Genomic DNA, 21,883 nt, shown 5'->3' with positions numbered 1-21,883 from the left:
TGGCTGGCTGTTTATACAGCTATCCGCGCTGGCGCCCAACCGGATTTCGATCAGTGGGGTGGCCCGTGCCGCCACCCCGCCGTGCCTCAGTAGAAGACCACCGAAGCCAGCCGATCCAGCGAGTCGCCCAGCTTGTAGCTGAAGGGGCGGCCAAGGGCGCCGGCCAGGTGCTCGCATTTCACCGCCAGGTCGGTGTGGGAATGGAAATCCACCTTGGCGTTCTCGTGATTGACGGTGCCGACGGGGCCGATGATGAACTCGAACTGCTTCAGGCCGCGTTTGTTGCGGAAGGGGGTCGAGCGGTCGGTAATGGCCGAGGTGACCTGCACCTTCTGCTGGCTCACCAGGGCCTGCAGGTCCGGGTCGGCGAAACGCAGTTCCACCGGGATCTCGTCGTAGGAGTAAGCGCTGGCGAGGTCCTTCACCATCAGGGTGCGGTAGGGGCCTTCCTCTTCCGGCACCTTCATGCCGATGAAGGGCAGGGCGGGTTCGAACTGCGCGGTGACGTTGCACATCACCTCGCTCTGCATGTTCAGCGAGCCCTTCAGGACTGCTTTGAGCAGGTCGGTCATGCCGAACGCCACGCTGAGGGACACCGCGTCGAGGGTGAAGTGGGCGTCGTACTCGCGGGGTAGTTCGAGGGCTTTTTCCCGTGCGCGGGGGAGGCTCGGGGGCATGTCGTCGGGGTGCAGGGTCAGGTGCATGTCCAGCGGTGCTTGGCGGGCATCGACGATGGCCTTGAGGGCGGCCTGCAGGGCGGTCTTCTGGGCCGGTTCCAGGCCGCCGAAGATCGGTTCGCTGAGCACCAGCTCCGTGCCCAGGCTGTTCTTGATGCGTGGGGTGATGCGGGTCGGGTCGATGCCTTGTGCCTGCATCAGCGCCTCCAGCTGCTCGCGGTAGACCGGCAGGAGCTCGTCGCCGAACGGGGCCTTGCGCACCGAGCGCTCGAAGGTGAGGGTGGCGAAATCACTGTCACAGCCACCCAGCAGGAGCGTGGTGGCGAGCAGGGGCAGGGCGAGTATCCGTGCGGTCATCGTGCGTCCTTGTCTGTCGAGGGGCGGCATTGGACCACAAAACGGTTCGGCCCTGCCGCCATCGGGTTCACACCCGACCCGCCCGGCGGATTCAGAGGCCGTACTTCTTGACCTTGTCGAACAGGGTGGTCTTGGCCATGCCGAGGCTGAGGGCGGCCTGGCCGATGAGGTTGCGCCCGAAGACTTCCACATCAGCCTTTTCGTCCAGAAAGTAGCAGCGGGATCTATTGAAAAGTCCTACCAGATTCCTCCACAGCCATTCGTGGGGATAAGGGAAATTGGCTACCCAATACCGATAACGTGCTGATTGCGCAGGTATGGCCGCCAGAATGAGTGGCAGGCTATACCAGAGCGGCGGGCGATCTCTGCGCTGAATTAGATCGAAGGCTTTTAAGTATTAAACATTGGTAAGTAACCCAACTCGACTAGTTTTGTATCAATGTCCCCGACCCGCTCGTAGTGAGCCTTGTTTTTTTCGTCCATGACATCAGGACAGGACACTACGATGGTGCCGCGTTCAGGAACAGGGATAAGTTTTTCTGCTTCAGGAATTGTTTCTTTTGTTAAGGTATGCGGGCAATAGCCAATCCAGCCAATAGTTTGGCGGTCCATGAATACTCTGTGCTTGAGGTAATGGTTCCATGGCGCAATAACGCCCCAGTCAATTTCTGGCCATACCTCCACCGCCGCCCTCATGATACCTATCAATATTTCTCTGGCCCCAGGAAAAGATAAAAGCAAATAGCCGGGGTCTTTAAATTTTATTGATGATTTATTTATGCTTGCACCATGCCCATCGTATGATATCGATAGCCCCCCTTTAAAGGGGGCGATTTGGCCATTCCAGAGCACATATTTGGTTCTTTGAGGATTGGCATGTTCATCTTTATCGTGCCATGTGCTTGCTTCTTCACGTAAGTGCTCTGGGTTCTCTACGACATTAAAGCGTAACCCCTCTTGGGGAGAGTTGCCGCCGCGATACCAGTTTTTTAATGCGGGGTGAAGGTTTCCAATGCGCTCAAGAAATATCAAGCTTCTTGCTAGCTGCTCGTCGTGCGATACGTGTAAAATTTTTTCTTTATTGAAAAGCATTATAAAGAAAAAGCTTTTAAATGCCCTTGCTTTATTGGTGTATTCTTCGTTGTTGTATTCGCTCATTGTGGTGCCTGTCTTAAGTCATTAAGTATGGGTGAGTTCGATAGTATTCGTCTGTCTCTCTTTGTTCTTCTTTTCTTATTTTTTCATACTCCCGAGCATCTTCCCCTCCGGGCATTGGATTCCAAAAAGCAAACAGATTTTCCTTTCCTGCTTCTTGATAAACTGCTGAGCAATATTCATAGACCACTCGTTGCAAGAAATGCCATTCGATCTTTACTGGTGGTGCCGGGACAGCTTTTTCGGCATGACGGAATGCGTTTTCGATTAACTCTTTTTCTACTGCTGACTCAAACCAAAGCTTCGGTGTGTTCAAAATAGGCATAAACATAAACGCATAGTTCGCCTTCGCCTCCAGCAAAGTGCAGCGGCTTTTATCGAAACCATCCCACCAGGTTCCGCTCCATAACCATTCATGGGGAAAGGGAAATTTAGACGCGCTGACAGTGCAGGTGTAGCGTGGCCTTTGCCGTCAGCATGAGTGGTGGGCTATTTCAGAACAGTAGGCGAGCGCTGCGCTGGATTCGATCAGAGGCTTTAAGTATTAAACATTGGCAAATAGCCCAGTTCGACCAGCTTTGTATCAATGTCCCCGACCCGCTCGTAGTGAGCCTTGTTTTTTTTCGTCCATTACACCCGGGCAGGACACTACGATGGTGCCGCGTTCAGGAATAAGGATAAGTTCTTCTGCTTCAGGGAATATGTCTTTTTTTAGCAGATATGGGCAGTAGCAAATCCATCCCGCTGTCAGTCTGTCTTTGAATGTTCGTAATTTAAGATAGTACGCCGTAGGGGCAGCGACACCCCACTCTAGTTCGGGCCAGTATTCTGCAGCAGTTTTGAGGATATCTATAATCACTCTTGGAGAGTCAGGCAGAGCCGCTACCAAGGCCCCAGCCTCTTCGAATTCCATGTAGGCAGGCATTTGGGGGATAGCGTGTGCAAAGTAGCTAAAGGCAAGCCCGCCCTTAAAGATATCCTCTTCGCCGTTCCACACACTGTATTGTGTTGCCGAAGCTAGAGGGCTGTCCTGGGCATCTGCCCAATTCGTTATTTCTTTGCGCAGGGGTTCAGGGTTATCCATCACGCTGAAATGCCTCGCCGCCTCTGGCGAATTACCACACAGAAACCAGCTCTTCAAAATCGGGCTTAAACTACCTATGGCCTTGAGGAAGCCAATGGTGCGTAAAATGTGCTCGTCTAGAGAGAGTGATTCAATTTTATTCTTATTAAATCGCATGTGAAATGTGAATTTCCTGAATGTTTTGGCTTTTCTTATGAACTCTTCTGAAGCGTAATAATCACTCATGCATGCCTCTGCTAAACAAAAAGACCAGGATTATTCCGATAGTACTCTTCCATTTCACGCCTCTCTTTCTCCCTGATCTCGTCATATTTTTGTTTTTCAGGAGTCCCAGGCATTGGGTTTCAATATGCGGAGAGATTAGTGTATCCAGATTTTTCATATTTTGAAGAGCAATACTCATATACGACCTCCTGCAAAAAATGCCACTCAATACTTACTGTAGGTGCTGGGATGGCTTTATTCGCATATGAGTATGTCTTTAAAATTAATTCGTTATTCACAGAAGAAATAAACCATATTTTTGGCGTGTTGATAATTGAGATCAGCATAAATATATAGTTCGCTTCGCCTTCAGTAATGTACAGCGGCTTTATCGAAGCTATCCCACCAATTTCCGCACGGGGGTGGGGGCTGTTAGTCAAGGCTGATAAGGCGCTGACAGCCCAAGTATGGTTTGGCCTGTGCCGTCAGCATAGTGGCGGGCTATTTCAGAAGATTAGTCGGTTTCTGCGCTGAATTTGAGTGGAGGCTTTCATGTGTTAAACATTGGCAAGTAACCTAATTCGACTAGTTTTGTATCAATGTCCCCAACCCGCTCGTAGTGAGCTTTATTTTTCTCGTCCATTACCTCCGGGCAGGACACTACGATGGTGCCGTGCTCAGGAATAGGGATAAGCGCTTCTGCTTCAGGGAGCATTTCTTTCGTTAAGGTGTGTGGGCAATAGCCAATCCAGCCGATGGTTTGGCGGTCCTTAAATACCCTGCCAGATCGATAATATGTGGCGGGGGTGATGGTTGCCCAGTCAATCTCAGGCCATATATTCACCGCTAAGGTGATTATTTTTAATAAAACCGAATAGGCGTTCGGTAATGTGGCAAGTAATGAGCCTGCACCCTCAAAGCGCATGGCTGATATGCTATTTAGGTTGTGTGCGCTGTAGCTAAAGGCCAGCCCGCCTTTGAGGACGTCTTCTTCGCCATTCCAGACGGCAAAATCCAATTCATCAGGATACTCCGGGTCAAAATTGTCTTGAATTTTTTCTATCAAAAAGGTGGGGTTCAGAATGACGTTTTTTGTAAGGGCGTCTTGAAGGCTGTCGCCCTTTAAATACCAATTGCTCATAATGGGAGATATATCGCCAAGCGCTCGCAAAAATTCAAAGCTCCTTTCAATCTGCGTGGTGCGAGGAATGCTGACAATTTTTGCTTTATTAAAGCGAAGAACGAAAACAAAGCGCCTATAATCAAACATGTGTGTCTCCCGAACTTTGCGCGTGCTTATGCAATAAGGTCTGGATTATTTTTTATATACTCATTCCATTGTTTTTCTTCTTCTTGTCTCAGTTCTTCATACTCCTGATGATCCTTGCTTCCGGGCATGGGGTTCCAAAAAGTTTTAATATTTACCAAGCCTAACTCCATGAACTTTTCGGTGCAGTACTCATATACATTTTTCTGTAGAAAATGCCACTCCACCCAAACAGGCGGAGTGGGCTGCGCTTTTTTTGATTGATTTTTGGCTGGTGTCAACAGTTTTTCTTCAATGCCAGACCATAGGCGAGGTTCATTGAGTATCGGAATAAACATAAACGCATAATTCGCCTTCGCCTCCAGCAAGGTGCAGCGACTTTTATCGAAACCATCCCACCAGGTTCCGCTCCATAACCATTCATGGGGATAGGGGAAGTTGGTGACCCAATGCTGATAGCGCGCTGACAGGTCAGACATGGTGTGCCCTTTGCCGTCATTGGCGATGGCCATCATGCCCTGTTCGGGCGGGCATTCGAGGCAATCTTGATCGTCCGATTTGCAGACCTCCTCTTTTTCTCGGGTTTGTGTGCGGGTCATGGGGGGCGCATCGGTGTGTTGTTGTGTTTTGGGCTGCACCTGCGGTTGCGGCATCGGTCTGGGGGCAGGCTGGGTAGAGGGTGCAGGCATGGGGGCTGGTCTGGGTGGCGGTATCGGCAGCCTACTGGGGGGGACCTCCAGTGCCTCTATCGGCACTCGGGGGCCGCCACTCCTGGGGAGAACAGGAGGACCACGAAATGCCAATTTGCCAGCATTCCCTGTTCCAGCAGAGGGTTTGAAGGGGTTGCTCATGTTCGGTCATTCCCTGTTGTTACTGGTCAGTAGGCCATTGGTCCAAGGCACGCAGGAACTGCATAACGCTGTCGTAGTCACGAAAACGCTGTTCGGGGCTGTCTTCGACGGCTCTCTGCATCCACTTGATGAACGGCGCGCTCTTCTGGAAATCAGGTGTCCACAGGCTATAGCGCAGGAACCGTTCGACCTGGTCGGGGTCTCGGATGCCAAGGCGCCAGGCATCTTCGCGCTGTTCTCTGAGGTAGAGGTAGGCGGGCCGTTCACCCATCTCTTCGAGCCAGGCGGGGTCATGCCTGCGGATTTCAAGCAGCAGTTTTTCGATGACTTCGTCTTCGCGTGCCTTTTCCAGGTGTTCGAGTTGCTCGGGTGTGAGTTCAAGCATCGGCCACCTCTGCGGTTTGGGGCGGGACGAAGGTCAGGTATTCGTTTCTCAGGGGCTGCCAGATCTGCCAGTAAGCGATGGGGCCCATCAGTTCGGCGTGCTGGTCTTTGCTGAGTACGCTATCCAGGGCACGCCGGACCTTCGGGTCGTAGTAGCGGAGCAAGGCTCTTCGGCCGTCCGGCAAACGTGTGAACAGGTGTTTGCGCAGGTGTTCGGCGAGGGGCTCGAAGGGTTGCATGCTCCACAGCCAGGACAGCAGTGGGGAGGCGATGTCGCGCTGTATCAACCACTCCAGCAGTGGGCTGCCCTGCGCATCGCTGTCCTCGAAGGCGACCAAGGCTGGACCGGCCTGCTTGAGGCCATCCAGCTCTGTACCTTCGAGCAGCCACTGCCATTGATGGACATCCTTTGCTTGAGCGAGCCGATTACCCAGGGTCGTATAGGTTGCGCCATCGATCAGGGCGAAATGCCGGAGCTGCGGATTCTGAAACCGGTAGTGCCGTATTGCCTCGTAGATGCGCTGGGTTTGGCTGCTGCTTTGCGTGGCCGGGCTCATGGGGCGGCCCCCAATTTGGCCAGGGGGACGAAGGCGGCGTTGCGCTTTGCTGCCAGCAACAAGCACGGCAGGCACAGGGTCGGGGTGTTGATCACGGGTGGGGTGAACGCTGCACCACCGCCCGTCATTCCGATGATGACGGTACCGGAGCCGCCGATCACGACGTTCCCGTGGTTCCCGACCGTTCCGACGGTGGTCGCCGGCAAGCCGTTGATCAGCACATTGGGGATCACATTGCCCACCAAGGCACCACCACAGGCGGTGCTGTCAGTTTGTCGGGCTGCGCTCATACCATCGAAGAGGACATCCGGTGAGCCGCTGACAATGGGGTTGACGCCGTGTCCTGGTATTGGACAGGCGGCAGGGTCTCCCACTCGTGCGGCAGGTTTTCCGCTCATGACAAGGTTCCTTGAGGTGGTGTTTGGGTGCGTAAGGCGCGCGCGTCGTTGTTGGTACTTGCAAAGCACCAGCGGCATTCGACGGCGTCGAACAAGGCGATCTGGGAGAGGGGTTCGTGGCCGGAAAGGCGAGGTGGCATGGCCCTCAGGGCTTCGTTTGCCTGCCAGCGTATTTCTGATGCGCTGGCGTCATCCCATTCATTGAGCTGGGCGTTGTAGTTACGTAGCCCTGCTTGCTCATAGCAGGTCTGTAGTAATTGGGTGAGTTCCTGTCCCCAACTCAGGTAGTGCGCGGCTGTCCACTTACCGATATGTACTTGCGCGAGCCGCCCCACGGGTACAAGCCACTCATTCATTTCAAGCAGGTTGTATTGATGTGCTGCGAATCCGTAACAGATGTGCAGCCTCAACCAGCCCTGATGTGCCCGAAGGTAGGCATTGGGGTCAAAGCACTGTGAGAGCAAACGTGCGTGATAGCCCTGCGCGCCGCAGGCGTTTAAGACAATTTCGGCGTCCAGGCGTGAGACGAACGCGCGAATTGCGCTGTGGCCACTGTCGTCGTGGGTGACCAGTAGATCGTTAGCCGAATCATTCAGGTCATCGCTGAACAGGCCATAGAGCCGTATAGACGATGTGAAGGTTGGACCATGCATCCCTGACTCCTGTACGCGCTCCTGAGGCAGCAGCGACGTTCCCTTTTCAATCAGGGGTTGGAGTGTGTGAGGCCGGCCACAGCCTTGTCACCGTCGCGGGAGACCGCTTTGCTGTGCGCTATTTCAGAAGGCAGGGGTTGAAACGGGGTAAGCGTTTTTCCTTGGGAGTCATCGCACCAGTATTGACTTGAGCATGGTGTAGGGCTCGATGGTGGCGTGGTCGAGCCTCGACTCTTCCGGCCGTTGCAGCGCCTGGGCTTCGCGCGGCATTCAGGGGGGGAGGCCGGGTTCCCGGACTGAAGTCCGGGCTACGGGGCAAGGTGCTCAGAGGCCGTATTTCTTGACCTTGTCGAACAGGGTGGTCTTGGCCATGCCGAGGCTGAGGGCGGCCTGGCTGATGTTGCCGGCGTGGCGCTCCAGGGCCTGGCCGATGAGGTTGCGCTCGAAGACTTCCACCGCCTCGGCGAAGGACGGGGCGTTGCCGTCGGGGGCCTGGCCGCTCTTCTTCAGCGCCGGCAGGCCGAGGGCGTAGCGCTCGGCGACGTTGCGCAGCTCGCGCACGTTGCCCGGCCAGTCGTGGGCCATGAGGCTGGAGGCGGTGGCGTTGTCCAGGGTCGGCGCGGGGCGGTCGAAGCGCAGGGAGGCGAGCTGCAGGAAGTGCTCGAAGAGCATGAGGATGTCTTCGCGCCGCTCGCGCAGGGGCGGCAGTTCCAGGGTCACCACGTTGAGGCGGTAGTACAGGTCGCTGCGGAAGGTGCCGGCCTTGCCGGCGTCGTCCAGGTCGGTCTTGGTGGCGGCGATCACCCGGCAGTCCACCGGGATCGGCTGGTTCGAGCCGAGGCGCTCCAGGGTCTGCTCCTGCAGCACGCGGAGGAACTTGATCTGCAGGTTGATGGGCATGCTCTCGATCTCGTCGAGGAACAGGGTGCCCTTGTTGGCGTGCTCGATCTTGCCGATGCGGCGCTTGCCGGCGCCGGTGAAGGCGTGGGCCTCGTGGCCGAATATCTCGCTGTCGAACAGGTTCTCCGGCAGGCCGCCGCAGTTGAGGGCGACGAACTCGTGGTCGCGGCGGCGGCTGGAGTCGTGCAGGCAGCGGGCGACCAGCTCCTTGCCGGTGCCGGTCTCGCCTTCGATCAGCACGTTGGCGGCGGTGTCGGCGACGTTGGCGATCAGCTCGCGCAGGGCCTGGATCGCCGGGGAGCGGCCGATGATGCGCTGCTCCAGGGACTGGCGCCCGGCCAGTTGGCGACGCAGGGCGCTGACCTCGCGGTCGAGGCTGCGTTTCTCCAGGGCGCGGCGGGCGACCTCCACCAGGCGTTCGGGGGAGAAGGGCTTCTCCATGAAGTCGTAGGCGCCGTCGCGCATGGCGTTGACCGCCATGCTGATGTCGCCGTGGCCGGTGATCAGCACCACCGGCAGGCTGCGGTCGCGGGCCTTGAGGCGGCTGAGCAGTTCCAGGCCGTCGATGCCCGGCAGGCGGATGTCGGTGATGACGATGCCGGCGAAGTCGGCGCCGATCTGGGCCAGCGCTTCCTCGGCACTGCCGACGCCGATGCAGGGGATGTCCTCGAGGATCAGCGCCTGCTGGCAGCCCAGCAGCACATGGGGGTCGTCTTCGACGATGAGGACGGTGAGGGGCTCGGTCATGTCGGGGTCCTCGGCGCGGGCTCGCGGTGAGCGGCGTAGGGCAGGAGCAGTTCGAAGGCGGTGCCGCCGGCTTCCGGGTGGCGCACGCCGAGGCTGCCGCCGGCGGCGGTGGCCAGGCTGGCGGAGAGGGTCAGCCCCAGGCCGAGGCCGTGCTCGCCGGGCTTGGTGGTGAAGAAGGGCTCGAACAGGTGCACGCGGGCGTCGGGGGCGATGCCGGGGCCGTTGTCACGCACTTCCAGCCGGTAGCGGCCCTGTTCGTCGCGGCCTTCCAGCCAGATCTGGCCGTCGTCGTGGCCGGCGAGGGCGTCCAGGGCGTTGGCGATGAGGTTGACCAGGATCTGCTCCAGGCGCGTCTGGTCGATGGCCAGTTCGGCTTCGGCGCAGGTGCGGTGCAGGCTGATGGGGCTCTTCTCCAGGCGGGTGTGAAGGATGAACAGGGCGGCGTCCACGGCCTTGCCGAGGGAGGCCTGGCCATGGTCGTCGGCGCGCCGGGCGAAGGCGCGCAGGCTGGCGGTGATGCGGCCCATGCGGTCCACCAGTTCGTTGATGGCGGTGAGGTTGGTGCTGGCCACGTCGAGGGCGCCCCGGGCGAGGAAGCGCACGGTGTTGCCGGAGAGGGTGCGCAGGGCGGCGAGGGGCTGGTTGAGTTCGTGGGCGATGCTGGTGGACATCTGCCCGATGACCGCCAGCTTGCCGGCCTGCACCAGGCCGTCCTGGGCCTTGCGCAGGTTTTCTTCGGTCTGCTTGCGCTCGCGGATCTCGTCCAGCAGGCGCTGGTTGCTGGCGATGAGGTCCTGGGTGCGCTCGCCGATCTTGCGTTCCAGTTCGTTGTTGGCGGCGAGCAGGGCTTCGCGGGCGGCGAGGCGGGTGGCGAGGACCTTGCGCCGTTCGTTCCAGGCGATGCCGAGGAAGGCCAGCAGGGCCAGCCCGGCGGCGGCGAGCAGGCCGTGGATCACCGCTTCGCGGCGCAGATCGGCCAGGGGCGAGAGCAGGGTGAAGTGCCAGCGGGTGTCGTTGAGCAGGCGCGCCTGCGAGAGGTAGGCGACGCTGCCGGTGCCTTCGCCGTTGGGGAAGCTGATGATCTCCAGGCCTTCGCCCAGGTCCTGGCGGGCGCTGGGCTGCCATTCGTCGAGGGCTGACCAGTGGTATTGCAGGCTGCGGGCCAGGCGTTCCCGGTCGTCGGCGGACAGCGGGCGGACCGCCTTCATGCGCAGGGCCGGGTCGCTGGAGAGGATGATGATGCCGTTCTCGTCGCTGACGAAGGCGTGCAGGCGGGCCTTTTCCCAGCGCTCCTGCAGGGCCTCCAGCTTCACCTTGACCACGGCGACGCCGATGATCCGCTGCTGGTAGCGCAGGCCGTGGGCCAGGTAGTAGCCGGCCTCGCCGGTGGTGCTGCCGATGCCGTAGAAGCGGCCCGGCAGGCCCTTCATGGCGTCCTGGTAGTAGGCGCGAAAGGCCAGGTCTTCACCGAGAAAGCTGTCGGCATCGCGCCAGTTGCTGGTGGCCAGCACGCGGCCTTCGGTGTCGAGCAGGAAGGTGGCGCGGCTGCCGCTGCGGCGGTTGAGCCCTTCGAGGTAGTCGTTGACCAGGTTGCGCCGGTAGGGCGTGGGGTTGAGCAGCAGGTGGCTGACGCTGGACTCCAGCTCCAGCAGGCTGGGCAGGTAGGTGTAGCGGTTGATCTCGCTCTCCACCGCGCGGGCGTGGAGTTCCAGTTGGCGTTCGCCGTTGCTGGCCAGGGCGCGGATGCCGGCCTGTTCGCTGAGGTGATAGACCACCCAGCCGGCGCCCAGCATGGCCAGGAGCAGCAGGAGGGTCAGGGAGAGGTGGCGGAGCAGGCGCGGCTTCACGGTGAGGGCGGGCGGGACGGCACGGAGGCTGGTGGTGGGGCATTGCATCATAGTCATCCGGGCCGTGCCAGCCCGCCGCCCGGTTGGCGGCGGGCTGCCTGGGTCAGTGTTTCACCACCCGGCCGACACCACGGCCGCGGGGGTCGGAAGCGGTTTCCAGGGTACTGCCCTCGACGCGGATGGCCTGGATGTCGCCCATGTTCCAGCCCTGATCCTCCAGGGTGTAGCCCATGGCTTTGAGCTGCTCGGCCACCGGGCCGGTGAGCGGGGCGTGGGCGTCGTAGTAGATCGTGTCCTTGGGCAGCAACTGGTGATGCACGCGCTGGGCGGCCACGGCCTTCTCCAAGGGCAGCTTGAAGTCGTAGACGTTGTTCAGCACCTGGAAGATCGAGGTGAAGATGCGCGAGCCGCCAGGGGTGCCGAGCACCAGGCTGACCTTGCCGTCGCGGGTGACGATGCTCGGGCTCATGGAGGAGAGCATGCGCTTGCCGGGTTCGATGGCGTTGGCGTCGCTGCCGACCACGCCAAAGGCGTTGGCCACGCCGGGCTTGGCGCTGAAATCGTCCATCTCGTCGTTGAGCAGGAAGCCGGCGCCCTTGACCACCACGCCGCTGCCGAAGTCCCAGTTGAGGGTGTAGGTGTTGCTGACGGCGTTGCCCTGGGCATCGACGATGGAGAAGTGGGTGGTCTGGTGCGGTTCCAGGCCGGGGCGGACCTTCTCGGTGGCGGAGATGGCGCTGGGGTTCACTTCGCGGGCGCGCTGGGCGATGTAGGCCGGGTCGGTCAGTTGCTGCACCGGCACCTTGGAGAAGTCCGGGTCGCCCAGGTAGTCGGCGCGGTCGGCGAACACGCGCTTCTCGATCTCGGCGAGCAGGTGGATGTAGCGCGCGGAGTTCAGCTCGACGCCCTTGAAGTCGGCGGCGCGGGCTTCCTTGATGCCGATCAGCTGGGCCAGGGCGATGCCGCCGGAGCTGGGCAGCGGGGCGGTGTAGAGGGTGTTGCCCTGCCAGTCGATGCGCATGGGCTCGCGCCACTTGGTGCGGTAGTCGGCCAGGTCTTCGGCGCTGATCAGGCCGTTGTCCTGTTTCATCTGGGCGACCAGCAGCTGGGCGGTCTTGCCCTTGTAGAACTCGTCCGGGCCGTTGGCGGCGATGCGTTCGAGGGTGCTGGCCAGCTCCGGCTGCTTGAAGGTCTGGCCGGGCTTGAGGGTGCCGAAGTAGTCGTTGAAGTTGGTCTTGCCGTTGAACAGGGCGAGGGCGTCCTCGCGGTACTGGTACTGCTGCTGGGCGACCTTGAAGCCGTTGCGGGCGTAGCCGATGGCGGGGGTGATCAGCTCGCTCCAGGGCTTGCTGCCGAAGCGCTGGTGGGCCTCCCACAGGCCCATCACGGTGCCCGGTACGCCGGCGGCACGGGCGCCGACCAGGCTGAGGTTCTCGATCACTTCGCCCTTGTCGTCCAGGTACATGGTCTTGCTGGCGGCCTTGGGGGCGATCTCGCGGTAGTCGAGGAAGTAGGGCTTGCCGTCCATGTACAGCGTCATGAAGCCGCCGCCGCCGATGTTGCCGGCCTCGGGGTAGGTGACGGCGAGGGTGAAGGCGGTGGCGACGGCGGCGTCCACGGCGTTGCCGCCGGCCTTGAGGACGTCGGCAGCAACCTGGGCGCCGTAGCTGTCCGGTGCGGCGACGGCGCCGCGTTCAAGGGGCACGGCGAGGACGCTGCCGTGGGCGGCGGCCAGGAGCAGGCCGAGGGCGAGGGGGCTGAGGCGCTTCGAGTGCATGACGGGTTCCCTGTTGTTGTTGTGAAGAGGGGAAGGCCCCCGGCAGGCCGGGGGCGGTGGGGCGTCAGTGTTGCAGGATCTTGGCGAGGAACTGCTGGGCGCGGTCGGAACGCTGGCTGACGTCGCCGAAGAACTCGTCCTTGGCGCAGTCTTCGACGATCTGCCCGCGGTCCATGAAGATGACCCGGTCGGCGACCTTGCGGGCGAAGCCCATCTCGTGGGTCACGCACATCATGGTCATGCCTTCCTGGGCCAGCTCGACCATCACGTCGAGCACTTCGTTGACCATCTCCGGGTCCAGCGCGGAGGTGGGTTCGTCGAACAGCATCACCACCGGGTCCATGGCCAGGGCGCGGGCGATGGCGACGCGCTGCTGCTGGCCGCCGGAGAGCTGGCCGGGGTGCTTGTGGGCGTGGGCCTTGAGGCCGACGCGGTCGAGCAGCTTGAGGCCCTTGTCCAGCGCTTCGGCCTTGCCCCGGCCGAGGACCTTGACCTGGGCGATGGTGAGGTTCTCGGTGATGGACAGGTGCGGGAACAGTTCGAAGTGCTGGAACACCATGCCGACGCGGGAGCGCAGCTTGGGCAGGTCGGTGTTCTTGTCGGCGATGGAGGTGCCGTCGACGATGATGTCGCCCTTCTGGAAGGGCTCCAGGGCGTTGACGCACTTGATCAGGGTGGACTTGCCGGAGCCGGACGGGCCGCAGACCACGACCACTTCGCCCTTCTTCACCTCGGTGCTGCAGTCGGTCAGCACCTGGAAGTCCCCGTACCACTTGTTGACGTTCTTGATGGAAATCATACGGCTAACCTTTTCTGCAGGAGTTTGACCAGCTGGGAGGCGATGAAGCTGATGCTGAAGTAGACCAGGCCGGCGAAGATGAGGAACTCATGGGGCTGGCCGATGATGTCGCCACGGGAGCGGGCGGCATTGAGGAAGTCCATCAGGCCGACGGTGTACACCAGCGAGGTGTCCTGGAACAGGATGATGCTCTGCTGCAGCAGCAGCGGGGTCATCTTGCGGAAGGCCTGGGGCAGGATGATCAGCCGCATGCACTGGCCGTAGGTCATGCCCAGGGCCTGGGCCGCGCCCATCTGGCCCTTGGGGATGGCCTGGATGCCGGCACGGACGATCTCGCAGAAGTAGGCGGCCTCGAACATCATGAAGGCCACCAGGCACGAGGTGAACGCGCCGATCGGGGTGTCCTCGCCGGTGATCCAGCGCAGGATGAAGGGCACCGCGAAGTAGAACCAGGTGATCACCAGCAGCAGCGGGATCGAGCGGAAGTAGTTCACGTAGAGCCCGGCGATCTTCGACAGCAGCGGGTTGTGGGACAGGCGCATCAGGGCCAGCACGGTGCCCAGGGCGACGCCGCCCAGCACGCCCAGCACCATCAGTTGCAGGGTCATCAGCAGCCCGTCGGCGAGGCCGGGGAGGGCGGGGATGATCGCGGAGAAATCCATCATTTACCCCCTACGGCGATCAGGCCGGGCACGGCGACCTTCCGCTCCACCAGGCGCATGAGCAGCATCAGGCTCATGTTCAGGGTGAAGTAGATGAGGGTGGCCAGGGTGAAGGCTTCGAACAGGTTGGCGGAGAACTCGGCGGTCTGCTTGGTCTGCGCCAGCAGCTCCATCAGGCCGATCAGCGAGGCCACCGAGGAGTTCTTGAAGATGTTGAGGAACTCGCTGGTCAGCGGCGGAATGATGATGCGGAAGGCTTGCGGCAGCAGCACGTAGCGGTAGATGGCCGGCAGGCCGAAGCCCAGGGCGCGGGCGGCGCCGAGCTGGCCCTTGGGCAGGGCCTGGATGCCGGTGCGCACCTGCTCGCAGACGCGGGCGGCGGTGAACAGGCCGAGGCACACGACCACGCTGAGGTAGGCGGAGGTGGCCGGGTTGAGGTCCTGCTTGAACCAGATTTCCAGCGGTTCGGGCAGAAGGTCCGGTACCAGGAAGTACCAGAGGAACAGCTGCACCAGCAGCGGTACGTTGCGGAAGATCTCCACGTAGGTGGTGGCAATGCCGGACACCAGGCGGTTCGGCACGGTGCGCATCACGCCGAGCAGCGAGCCCAGCAGCAAGGCGACGATCCAGGCCACCAGGGCGATGGCGATGGTCCAGCCCAGGCCGGTGACGAACCAGTCCAGGTAGATTTCATCGCCGATGCCGGTGGACTTGAAGAATACGCCCCAGTCCCAGTTGTAATTCATCAGGGTGGTCCCCTCAGGGTCTTTGTCGGTCTGCGGTTGCGGTTGACGGCAGCGGAAGGGGGCGCCCCCTGCCGCTGGCAGGGGGACGGGACGAAGGCGGCGTGGTACGCCCGTTCGCCCTCACGCCCGGTCCGCCTCCTTGTGGGAGGCGGGCGCAACAGGTCAGAGCTCTTCGGCCGACTTGTCGGTGGGGGTGGCGATGAGCTTCTTCAGCTCGTCGCTCATGGGGAAGTTCAGGTTCAGGCTCTTCGGCGGGATGGGCTGGGTGAACCAGGTGTCGTAGATGCCGTTGATCTCGCCGGAGGCGTAGACGTCGGCGATGGCCTTGTCGACCACTTTCTTGAAGGCTTCGTCGCCCTTGCGAACCATGCAGCCGTAGATCTCGTAGGACTGCGGCTGGCCGGTGACGACCCAGTCGTCGGGTTTCTTGGCCTTGGCCATCTCACCGTAGAGCAGGGCGTCGTCCATCATGAAGGCGACGGCGCGGCCGGACTCGAGCATCAGGAAGGACTCTCCATGGTCCTTGGCGGAGATGATGTTCATGCCCATCTGCTTTTCAGCATTCATGGACTTGAGCAGGCGCTCGGAGGTGGTGCCGGCGGTGGTCACCACGTTCTTGCCCTTGAGGTCGGCGAAGTCGTTGATGCCGGCGGTCTTCTTCGACAGCAGGCGGGTGCCGACTTCGAAGATGCCGACGGAGAAGTCGACCTGCTTCTGGCGCTCGAGGTTGTTGGTGGTGGAGCCGCACTCGATGTCCACGGTGCCGTTCTGCACCAGTGGGATGCGGGTCTGGGAGGTGACGAGGTTGTAGCGGACCTTCAGGTCCGGCAGGGCCAGTTCCTTCTTCACGGCTTCGACGACCTTCAGTTGCAGGTCATGGGAGTAGCCGATGGGCTTGCCCGGCTCGGTGCCGAGGTAGGAGAACGGGATGGAGGCGTCGCGGTGACCGAGGACGATGGTGCCGCTGTCCTTGATCTTCTTCAGGGTGCCGGTCAGTTCGTCGGCGATGGCGGGAGCGGAAATCAGGGTCGCAGCGATGGCGGCGGCCAGAACCTTGGGAAGGGTACGCATGTGTTTCAGTCCTCGACTTTGTTTGTTCTTATCGGCGCGATGCGGTTTTCGGCGCCGTCGGGGATCTGTAATGGCAGGATGCGTGCCATCTGTATGGTGTTGAGATGTGTTTGTAACTAATTGAATTTATTGGTTTTTATCTTTATGGGTAGTTGGTCTTCGAGGGGCTTTGTTCGGTGGTTCGGACATTGGATGGAAAGGCGTTCGGTTATCCGAACGTGGGGGCGGTGTTTTAAAGAGATCCGCAGCACTCGATAACCAGCTCGGCATCGCAACAATCTCAGGGGCATAGCGTCTGGAAAGGCGGCTATTCGTAAAGACTGCCGCACAGCAGAAAGGTGGCAGCACAGCGCCAGGGGTTGGCGTCTGCCAGGCCCTGGCGGGCGCCGAAGTCGCTGGCGTCGGCCCAGGCCAGGGCGCTGTCGAGGAAGTCCTCGATGGTGTCGTGGGCCCAGGCGCCGGTCTCCGGGGTGGCGACGGCGCGCAGGCGGTCTTCACGCAGGGCGCGGACGAAGGCGAGGAAGCTGGCGGCGTCCTCCACCTGTTCCAGCCGCTCGTTCAGCGTGGCGCTCATGCCGGCGCTTCGCTGCGGCGGATCTGTTCGAGGATGCTCGGGTCGTCGATCGCCCCGTCGTCCAGCAGCAGGAACAGCTTGCTGATGATCTCGCTGGTGCGCGCATCGCTGTCGGCGAAGGGCAGGTAGAGGTCATCCGCCGGCTTGCCGGCCGGGACGATGCACAGGTAGTTGCCCGGCTCGATATGGATGACGCCGCTGCCCAGGTGCAGCCGGTAGCGCGCGCGGCTGCCGGTGATGTGGGCGTGGTGGCCCTCGCAGCGCACGTTGGCCAACCCCAGGTTGCTCACCAGGGCCTGCACCAGCTCGGCGCGGCGCTGGATGACCTCGGCGCTGCCGGCGTGGGTGCTGGTCTCATCAGTGAAGGCCACGGAGACGATCAGGTCGGCGTCGCGCAGGGTTTCGGAGAGCACCAGCGGCGGGACCTCTTCCAGGGGCAGGCGCGCGCGGTCGCGGACGAATTCGATGGCCTGCAGGGTGATGGTCTCGGTCAGCGGCAGGTAGCGCTGCGCATCGGGGAAGTCGACGAAGGCGTACAGGCCCTGGCCCCAGTTGCGGAATACCTCCTCGCCGTCGTGGGTGGTCCAGCCCCGGGCCCGCAGCAGGCGGGCGGCCACGGCGCTGCGCAGCACGTGACCGGCGAAGCGCATGGACTTCAGGCCGTTCTCCCGTTCGGCCGGGGTCAGCAGGTACAGCTCGCGGAACACCTGCTTGAAGGGCTGCACCCGGCGCTGGGCCACCAGGGCCTGCTGCCAGGCGGAGAGCGCGCCGGCCTGGTACAGGTGCAACGGGTGGGCGATCAGCAGCGGGCCGTCGATGGCACGGGCCGGCCCTGCCAGCGGGCGCAGGGCGAAGGCGTCGCCGTCCAGCCAGCCCAGCCGGCCGTCGCCATCGCGCAGTACCAGGTGGTCCAGCAGCAGGCGCGCCGCCGGCATGCGCAGCAGCTGGCGCAGTTGCGCCGGCTCCAGGGCTTCGCCCCGGGCCATCATGGTTTCCAGGGTCAGGCGGAAGCGGCGGATCTGGTCCTTCATGCGGCCCTGCAGGGCCTTCAGCTCCGCGTGGCCGTCGTGCTTGCGCAGGCCGGCGGGTACGTACTTCAGGCGCTTGCCACCCTTGCTGGCGACCATGACCGGGTTGAGGCCCTGCAATTCCAGCCACAGGTCGTAGCCGTCCAGGTGCAGGCGGTCCGGGGTCTGCTCGGCGATCTCCGCTTCCATCGCCCATTCCAGGCGGGTGGCGTCGCCGTAGCCGGCGGTGCGGGCGAGATTCTCCAGCCCGGCCTGGATGGCCGCCTGGGAGTTGGCCTGGCGTTCGGCACCGTAGCGCTCGACTTCGCGGTGGTAGCGCTTGAGGGCCAGGTAGCGCTCGAGGGTTTCGTCCGTGCCGCTTGTGGGCAGCAGGCCGTAGGCGCGCAGGGCGGCCTGGGCGTGGCGTTGCAGCTTCTTCTCCAGGGCCTTGCGCTCCAGGCCGCGGAAGGCGTCCAGCAGCAGGCGGGTGTTGGGGAAGGCCCAGGGGGTGCCTTCCAGGGCGGCGAGGTAGTCCGCCAGATGCCCGGCGTCGGCCTGGTCCAGGGCGGTTTGCAGGGCGTCGCGGTCCACCACGCCCAGCTCCGGGTCGTCGCTGCTCTGCAGGTCTTCCACCAGGCGCCCGCTGTGGTCGACGGCCAGCGCCAGGTCGAGGTAAAGGCGCTGCAGGGGCTTCAGGTCGCTCCAGCCAAGGGCGTCCAGCACGGCTTCACTGGCCGCGCTGCTGTAGGGCAGGGCGGTGAGCAGGCTGGTGCGGGGGAAACCGGCGAGCTGCCCAGGCAGGGCAGCGGATTCGGTCGAGTCGAGCTGGCCGACATCGAGCAGGGCAGTCAGCGCCCGGCCCTGGGAGTTGTCGTAGTGGTCGTTGAGGGTGCCCCGCTCCAGGCCGAGGCGTGTCAGCTCGCGCACGCCGGCCAGCAGCCAGTGGGCGGTGGAGGTGCCGCGCTCGCCGATCAGGCTGCGCAGCTGCTCGGCGCTTTCCGGCAGTTGGGCCAACGAGCGCTGGACGAAGTCGGCATTGAGTGCGTCCAGCCGTTGTTCGCCTGGGCTGCTGCCTGCTGCGAGCGGCGGCAGGGTGCACAGGCTCTTGGCCCAGGTGCGCACGGCGTGCTCGTGCAGGGCGGCATCCAGGCGGCCGGCGTCGGCCAGGCCCACGGCGAAGCGCCGGATGGCGTCCTCGGCCCTGCCCTGGTAGCTCCCGGCCAGCCGTGGGTGATAGGCGTCTTCGAGGGGGTTGCGGCGGTCCCAGTCGCCACTGAGCAGCCACTGGGCAACGTCCAGCCAGGCATTGTCGACGGGGTGTTCGGCCAGCAGCTCCAGGCAGTCTGCCAGGTTGGGGGTGGTCCAGGCGTTGGCGGGATCGTGCCAGTAATGGCGGGCCACGTAGCCGGGGTGGAGGGCGTGGTCGCTGTCTTCGAAGGCGTGGGCCAGCATGTGCCGCACGCGCCGCTCCAGGGCCTGGAAGCTGTGGGCGCTCGGGTAGGCGGCGACACCGGCGCGGCTGGTGATCTGCAGCAGGCGTTGGCGGGTGTAGCGGTGTTCGGTTTCGTCGTGGCCCAAGCTGCGCGGGAAGACCAGGGCGTCCACCAGGGCCTGTTGGCCGTCGGGGCCGGCTTCGGCGAGGAAGGCGTCGGCCAGGGCCAGACCGTCCACCTCATCCCAGAACGGGTGATGGTGGCCGTCTTCGGCCAGCAGCGCGTCGCGTTCGGGCAGGGCATCCAGGGTGCGGTCGAGGAAGGCGTCGAGCAGGGCGATGCGGGCCTGCTGGTGGGCATCGGCTTGGTAGTGCTGCATGGGGGCGTCCGTTCGTGTTGGGGGTCAGCCGCCGACCAGGGGCACCAGGCGCAGGAAGGTGAGCCGGGCCTGGGCGGGCAGGTCGAGGGAATGGTCGAGGTCGTTAAGCATCTGGCCGTCGAGAAGGATGCGGTAGCGGCGCTGGCGGAAGCCCGCCAGGGCGCGCTGAACTTCGGCTTCGGCGTCGATCCGGGGGGCGTCGGGGCGCTCGGCGTGCGGCTTGATGGCACCTCGCGCGGCCTGGCGGCGGATCTCGTCGTCGCTGAGGTAGTCGGCAGGGGCGCTGGACTGGAGGCGGTCCAGCCAGCCGGCGACCGTCCGTTCGGCCACCTGGTGCAGCACCACCCGGCGGATCAGCTCGCCCAGGGTGAGCCGGGAGTCCTCCAGGTGCAGGTTGAGGTCGGGGGTGAAGGCTTCGTTGCGGGCCCCGCGCAGAACCAGGCTCTCGACGTGCAGCTCGGTGCTCATGCTGGCTCTCCAGGCCGGCGATTCAGGTGGGCGAGCGTAGCGCCGGCGCGGCCGGCAGGAAAGGCCGGCTGCGCGGGTTCGTGGCGGCGGTCACGGCGTCTTGCGGCCGCTCATGTGGCGCAGGTAGGCGACCAGTTGCTCCAGTTGCGCGTCATCGATGACCTGGGCGGGGAAGGCCGGCATACGCGCTTCCGGCCAGCGGCGCAGGCTCTGCGGATCGCGGATGTAGCGCTGCAGGAAGCCTTCAGCGAAGTACTCGGTGGGGTTGTAGGGCAGGTTCAGGTCGGGGCCGAACTGAGCGTCCCCGGCGCCGTTGAGGCGGTGGCAGGCCAGGCAGTTCTTCTGGAACAGGGCTAAGCCGGCCTGGATGTCGGCGCTGGCGTTCTTGGCTGGCAGCAGCGCGGGGAAACGCTCGGCGACGGAGGCCAGGGCGCGGATCTTCGCCACCTGGAAGGGCCATTGCTCGGGGCTGATGCCGCCGGCTTCGGGGGCGGTCCACACCAGGTAGAAGGGGCCGGCGCTGGGCTTGCCCTCGGCCAGGCCCGGCCAGGGCCTGGCCGGGTCCTCCACGGCCAGCCAGGCGCGGGCGCCCTCACGGGCCAGCAGCGGGGCGGCGCTGAGTTCGGCGGCGAAGCCGTCGGTCGCCACGGCCTGCAGGTGCTGCTCCGGCGCCACACCGGGCAGCAGGGCGGCCAGGGGCACGGCCCGGTAGGTCATGGCGCGCTTGTAGGCGACGTCATGGGGGATGCGCACCTCCTGGGCCTGGGGGTGGGCGAGCAGCTCGGCGGTACTCAGGGTGCGGGTACCGTCGGGCAGTTCCAGGGTCAGGTCGGCGGCCTGGGCCAGGCCGGTGGCGAGCAGCAGGGCAAGGAGCAGGTGACGCATCAGGGGGCATTCTCCAACAAGGGCTTGAGCCGGGCGTAGCCGCCGGCATTTTGCACGTTGGTGTAGCCCCGGGCGAGCAGGTCGTCCTGGGCGATGCCGGAGCGCCGGCCGCTGCGGCAGTACAGGATGATGGGGGTGGACGTGTCCGGCGCGACCTCGGCGATGCGCTCGCCGATGTCTTCGAAGCCGATGTAGCGGGCACCGGGGAGCGCGCCTTCCTGGATCTCCTCCGGTGTACGCACATCGATCAGCACGGCGCCCTCCTGCTTCAGAGCCTCCAGGGCGGCGGCCTGGTCGACGTCGCCGGCGACTGCGTGGAGGCTGAGGGAGAGGGCGAGCGGGGTGATCAGAGAGCGCATGGTTCAGTTCCTTCCAAACAGTGACCGGTTGGACCCTAGCACACTCTCAAAGGGCCGCTCGACCGCTTTGGAATAGGGGCTCCAGCGCTGCGGGAGATGCCGCTCCGATGGCGGCGCGCCGGCGAGCCCGCCCGCGCCGCGCCGCGTCGAGCGGGGCGTAGCGCAGGCAGGTGATGGTCAACCGACCAGGCGAGTCAGATTGGGAAGGATCAGGAGGAGCGTGGTGGCAAAGACGATAAGGCTCGCCTGCCGCATCTTCGGCTGTTTGAACATGGCCAACTGCCTTTCTTCTTGTTGGGGTTTGGCATCGGGCCCTTACGGCCTGGCCCGGCGCGGAAACCCCGTGGCGTTGCTGATCGACCGCTCCGGCATGACCCCGCAACGGCCCCTTGCCCATTGAACACTAGGTGCGGCCCGCCCGGCGGCTTAGAACGCTTGGGATCAAGCCGCCGGCCTTTACCCGTAGCTTTGCCATAGCGGCAGGGGTGAGCCTTGGGCCAGAGCCTCGCGTTGACCCCGGGGTCAGCCGACCGTTCGTCTGAGCGCCGTGGTCAATGGCGCTGAGCAGTTCGGTCATTGAGCCGGCGGGCGTCGCCGTTAAGGTAGACCCACCGCGGTCGACCCCGGGCCGGCCCATCTGCC

Annotated in this window: 20 protein-coding genes and 3 pseudogenes; all 23 read right to left on the bottom strand. The window is 63.0% G+C overall.

All coding sequences use genetic code 11. The features are described from left to right. Window positions 1-86: 86 nt before the first annotated feature. The gene (locus A7D27_RS18290) at window positions 87-1,034 is read right to left on the bottom strand and encodes a hypothetical protein (RefSeq protein WP_069565667.1); all 948 of its coding nucleotides are present in this window, start codon (window positions 1,032-1,034) and stop codon (window positions 87-89) included. Window positions 1,035-1,125: 91 nt separating this feature from the next. Beyond that, window positions 1,126-1,224, bottom strand: a pseudogene (locus A7D27_RS29205) (hypothetical protein); the annotation flags it as partial. 200 nt (window positions 1,225-1,424) lie between these two features. Beyond that, on the bottom strand, window positions 1,425-2,192 hold the full coding sequence (locus A7D27_RS27355) for an Imm52 family immunity protein (protein WP_083265692.1): 768 nt from the start codon (window positions 2,190-2,192) through the stop codon (window positions 1,425-1,427). Window positions 2,193-2,205: 13 nt separating this feature from the next. Then, window positions 2,206-2,553 (bottom strand): annotated as a pseudogene (locus A7D27_RS27350) (Tox-REase-5 domain-containing protein); the annotation flags it as partial. Between the two features lie 219 nt (window positions 2,554-2,772). Continuing rightward, window positions 2,773-3,498 (bottom strand): Imm52 family immunity protein, encoded by a 726-nt coding sequence (locus A7D27_RS27345; RefSeq protein ID WP_083265691.1) that lies wholly within the window; start codon window positions 3,496-3,498, stop codon window positions 2,773-2,775. Between the two features lie 529 nt (window positions 3,499-4,027). After that, complete coding sequence (locus A7D27_RS18285) at window positions 4,028-4,747, bottom strand: Imm52 family immunity protein (RefSeq protein ID WP_069565666.1); 720 nt, start codon at window positions 4,745-4,747, stop codon at window positions 4,028-4,030. Between the two features lie 26 nt (window positions 4,748-4,773). Beyond that, window positions 4,774-5,433 carry a restriction endonuclease fold toxin 5 domain-containing protein gene (locus A7D27_RS27335; protein WP_170832304.1) on the bottom strand — a complete coding sequence of 220 codons (660 nt, stop codon included), beginning with the start codon at window positions 5,431-5,433 and terminating at the stop codon, window positions 4,774-4,776. Window positions 5,434-5,614: 181 nt separating this feature from the next. Further along, window positions 5,615-5,980 carry a hypothetical protein gene (locus tag A7D27_RS18280; RefSeq protein WP_069561251.1) on the bottom strand — a complete coding sequence of 122 codons (366 nt, stop codon included), beginning with the start codon at window positions 5,978-5,980 and terminating at the stop codon, window positions 5,615-5,617. Then, window positions 5,973-6,536 carry a DUF4123 domain-containing protein gene (locus tag A7D27_RS18275; protein WP_083265690.1) on the bottom strand — a complete coding sequence of 188 codons (564 nt, stop codon included), beginning with the start codon at window positions 6,534-6,536 and terminating at the stop codon, window positions 5,973-5,975. The genes A7D27_RS18280 and A7D27_RS18275 overlap by 8 nt, the downstream gene beginning before the upstream one ends. Continuing rightward, window positions 6,533-6,934: a PAAR domain-containing protein gene (locus A7D27_RS18270; RefSeq protein ID WP_069565665.1), complete on the bottom strand. Its 402-nt coding sequence runs from the start codon at window positions 6,932-6,934 to the stop codon at window positions 6,533-6,535. Before A7D27_RS18270 ends, A7D27_RS18275 begins: the two co-directional genes overlap by 4 nt. After that, a complete protein-coding gene (locus tag A7D27_RS27995) occupies window positions 6,931-7,587 on the bottom strand; it encodes a hypothetical protein (protein ID WP_069565664.1) in 657 nt (218 codons plus the stop codon). Before A7D27_RS27995 ends, A7D27_RS18270 begins: the two co-directional genes overlap by 4 nt. 324 nt (window positions 7,588-7,911) lie before the next feature. After that, entirely contained in the window at window positions 7,912-9,234 is a 1,323-nt protein-coding gene (locus tag A7D27_RS18260) for a sigma-54 dependent transcriptional regulator (protein WP_069561248.1), read from the bottom strand. After that, window positions 9,231-11,124, bottom strand: a pseudogene (locus A7D27_RS18255) (ATP-binding protein). The gene A7D27_RS18260 and the pseudogene A7D27_RS18255 overlap by 4 nt, the downstream one beginning before the upstream one ends. Window positions 11,125-11,184: 60 nt before the next feature. Then, a complete protein-coding gene (ggt, locus tag A7D27_RS18250) occupies window positions 11,185-12,858 on the bottom strand; it encodes a gamma-glutamyltransferase (protein ID WP_069565662.1) in 1,674 nt (557 codons plus the stop codon). A gap of 64 nt (window positions 12,859-12,922) precedes the next feature. After that, window positions 12,923-13,657, bottom strand: coding sequence for an amino acid ABC transporter ATP-binding protein (locus A7D27_RS18245; RefSeq protein ID WP_044412655.1), 735 nt, complete (start codon window positions 13,655-13,657; stop codon window positions 12,923-12,925). Next, window positions 13,654-14,322: an amino acid ABC transporter permease gene (locus tag A7D27_RS18240; RefSeq protein ID WP_139131142.1), complete on the bottom strand. Its 669-nt coding sequence runs from the start codon at window positions 14,320-14,322 to the stop codon at window positions 13,654-13,656. Before A7D27_RS18240 ends, A7D27_RS18245 begins: the two co-directional genes overlap by 4 nt. Next, a complete protein-coding gene (locus A7D27_RS18235) occupies window positions 14,319-15,065 on the bottom strand; it encodes an amino acid ABC transporter permease (protein ID WP_069565661.1) in 747 nt (248 codons plus the stop codon). The genes A7D27_RS18240 and A7D27_RS18235 overlap by 4 nt, the downstream gene beginning before the upstream one ends. A gap of 162 nt (window positions 15,066-15,227) precedes the next feature. Continuing rightward, on the bottom strand, window positions 15,228-16,136 hold the full coding sequence (locus A7D27_RS18230) for a glutamate/aspartate ABC transporter substrate-binding protein (protein WP_069565660.1): 909 nt from the start codon (window positions 16,134-16,136) through the stop codon (window positions 15,228-15,230). A 307-nt stretch (window positions 16,137-16,443) separates the two neighbouring features. Then, window positions 16,444-16,710: a hypothetical protein gene (locus tag A7D27_RS18225; RefSeq protein ID WP_069565659.1), complete on the bottom strand. Its 267-nt coding sequence runs from the start codon at window positions 16,708-16,710 to the stop codon at window positions 16,444-16,446. Continuing rightward, window positions 16,707-19,529, bottom strand: a complete 2,823-nt coding sequence (locus A7D27_RS18220; protein ID WP_069565658.1) for a DUF4132 domain-containing protein — start codon at window positions 19,527-19,529, stop codon at window positions 16,707-16,709. The genes A7D27_RS18225 and A7D27_RS18220 overlap by 4 nt, the downstream gene beginning before the upstream one ends. A 24-nt stretch (window positions 19,530-19,553) precedes the next feature. Continuing rightward, entirely contained in the window at window positions 19,554-19,997 is a 444-nt protein-coding gene (locus tag A7D27_RS18215) for a hypothetical protein (RefSeq protein ID WP_069565657.1), read from the bottom strand. 90 nt (window positions 19,998-20,087) lie between these two features. Further along, complete coding sequence (locus A7D27_RS18210; protein WP_069561239.1) at window positions 20,088-20,882, bottom strand: cytochrome c; 795 nt, start codon at window positions 20,880-20,882, stop codon at window positions 20,088-20,090. Then, window positions 20,882-21,241, bottom strand: a complete 360-nt coding sequence (locus A7D27_RS18205; protein ID WP_069565656.1) for a rhodanese-like domain-containing protein — start codon at window positions 21,239-21,241, stop codon at window positions 20,882-20,884. Before A7D27_RS18205 ends, A7D27_RS18210 begins: the two co-directional genes overlap by 1 nt. Window positions 21,242-21,883: the final 642 nt, after the last annotated feature.

Origin of the sequence: Pseudomonas sp. 1D4 (assembly GCF_001728925.1) — a bacterium.
In the GTDB taxonomy this organism is placed as follows: Bacteria; Pseudomonadota; Gammaproteobacteria; order Pseudomonadales; family Pseudomonadaceae; genus Metapseudomonas; species Metapseudomonas otitidis.
The sequence above is the reverse complement of the archived record's forward strand: the minus strand, read 5'-3'. Positions and strand labels throughout refer to the sequence as shown.